General features: G+C 37.5%; 3 protein-coding genes. All 3 read right to left on the reverse strand.

The features are described from left to right. Positions 1–45 precede the first annotated feature (45 nt). Positions 46–654: a hypothetical protein gene (locus G5T77_RS16955; protein WP_024160765.1), complete on the reverse strand. Its 609-nt coding sequence runs from the start codon at positions 652–654 to the stop codon at positions 46–48. A gap of 31 nt (positions 655–685) precedes the next feature. Beyond that, positions 686–1,519 carry a hypothetical protein gene (locus G5T77_RS16960; RefSeq protein WP_024160764.1) on the reverse strand — a complete coding sequence of 278 codons (834 nt, stop codon included), beginning with the start codon at positions 1,517–1,519 and terminating at the stop codon, positions 686–688. 12 nt (positions 1,520–1,531) lie between these two features. Continuing rightward, a partial coding sequence (locus tag G5T77_RS16965) for a hypothetical protein (RefSeq protein ID WP_216072705.1) occupies positions 1,532–2,186 on the reverse strand: 655 nt, incomplete at its 5' end.

Below are 2,186 nucleotides of genomic sequence, written 5' to 3' on the forward strand. Positions count from 1 at the left end.
ACCTCATGTTTGAATTCGCCCATCTTTTTGAGTTCTAGTTAATGATTAAATATATTCTTCAACCGTACTGGTCATACGTTTTTTCATTTTGTAAGGCTTGTAATGAGGAACATAACAAGGCTTGCAAACTGCTTCATAGGTTTTGGTATCAGAATGATAATAAAAGCGATCCAGTGGTTCATAGCCATTGCAATGATGGCAATAACGCTCAAAACCCAATGAAGTGAAGATCATCTTCTGCACAAATGCTTGTTTTTTATGTTTTGCTTTAAGTGTAGGTGAGTTTTTGACTTCACAAGAACAGATATAATCTTGGTAGTTATCGAACTCTGGTGCTTCTTGGTGTATGTGAACAAACCGATTTATAACTTTTGGATCAAAAATATTCCATTGTTGGTCATGTTCTGAAAATAGGAAATATCCATCTGCACCTGATGGCATTTCTTTACTGTATTTCGAGTAATGGATAACATGTTTTTCCGTTGGCTCAAAGTCATTCAGGAACATTCTCAAGGTATTGAGGTTCGGGAATTGGACTTTCATTAACTGTGCTTGAGTCACCAGATTGGATCTTGATTCGTAGTTCACCAGAACCATAATTTTACGGCTTTTGTCGATTCTGCCGATGATGTAATTATAGATATGATCAGACATTGTATTTTCTCCTATTCTATAGAGATCCATGTTAAGAACATGGATCATTCCCAAAAAATGCAATGAGATCGTTGCTCTGGTAGCTAAACTGCAATTCGGTGTAGTCCATTTTCAGTGTGCTATCTAAGTACGGTGTAATGTCGAGTTGCACGAATGAATCAATAAATTCACTTTCTGCGCCATACGCATCTATTGAGCCTTTGAACAGCTCCAGTACATTGCATGTTACATAGTCGCCAATTTCTGATTTATGTGTCTTACATGATGGTAGTAGTGCCAAGTCATTCAGGATCACTTGAACATGAGTGCCATCATATGAGCCTTGATATAGGCTGTAATATTTTTCAGGATTCAAGATACATTCAAGAACTAAATCAAAGTTGTTGCTGTAAGAGTTACGCGTAGCGACATATACACTTTCTGCTACTGGCTTTTCGACTTTGGTGAGTGTGATTGAGTCTGAATGCTCATGAGCGAACAAAATAGGGTCGTCTACGTCTTGTTCTTCATCTGGCTCAATGTCCATTAACGCCAAGCGTCTATCTTTGGTTTCTTGGTCGAGAATTTCCCAACCATCGATAGATAAAGTACCGCCGTCAGCAAGTTGAATGAGAACAGGGGTTTCTTTGTCCTGATCTGTATTGTCCAGAATGGTGAAGATCCCTAGTAATCGAACCCATGAAGTGATTAACTGGCAAATGGGTAGGTTTTCATTAATTTCATGGCGATTCTTGCAAGACTCGCTAAACATCGCCAGATTTTCAGGGTGATTAATATCAATATAGACATTGTGCAAAACAGCATCAGCACTGGTGTTGTTTGGTGCTTCGTAGCTCAATTCAATCAATAAGTATTTTTTAGACATGATCAATATTCCTTAGTACAAAACTTCAGTGCCAACAACGCAATCCAAAAACTTACCTTGCAGATCAAATACTAAAAATTGTTGCAGTTCTTTTTGTGTCGAGTGGATGTTAAAAACAGGCACAATCAAGCTGTCTTTTTCAAATAGGTTATGGTTGTTAATGACGAAATCATGAGCTGAATAGCAATGACCTTGCAGATATACACCGCAACGCATCAGCTTATCTAAATCAAAAGATTGAGAGATGTAGTGAACATCTTCTGGTGCATATTCACTGGCAATATCTCGGCTATATGCAAGATTGACTTGCTTGACCAAGCTTTGTTGAAAAAAGTCGCTGTCATGCACTTCTGAACGTGCGATGTCAGTAACAACTAAAATGGGTTGTGTTTCCCAAAAAATGCTGAGTAATTGATTAAAATCAAGATGCTCAGGGAATTGAACTTTTGAAGTAATAACGCTCCAATCATCAAGGGTTAAAGATAGAAAGTTTCCGTAATGATCAAGCGGAATAACCGTTAATACATTAAGGTCTTGATGCAATTCTTCGTTATACGAAAAATCAGCAAGGGAATGACCTGTATTTAATTCAGGATTCACAATAATGTTTAATGTTTTAGAACGGTTTGTAAAAAAATCAAGTACGCTTAGAGATGGATCCGTAAAT

This window comes from Acinetobacter sp. GFQ9D191M (assembly GCF_011174875.1).
Taxonomy (GTDB): Bacteria; Pseudomonadota; Gammaproteobacteria; order Pseudomonadales; family Moraxellaceae; genus Acinetobacter.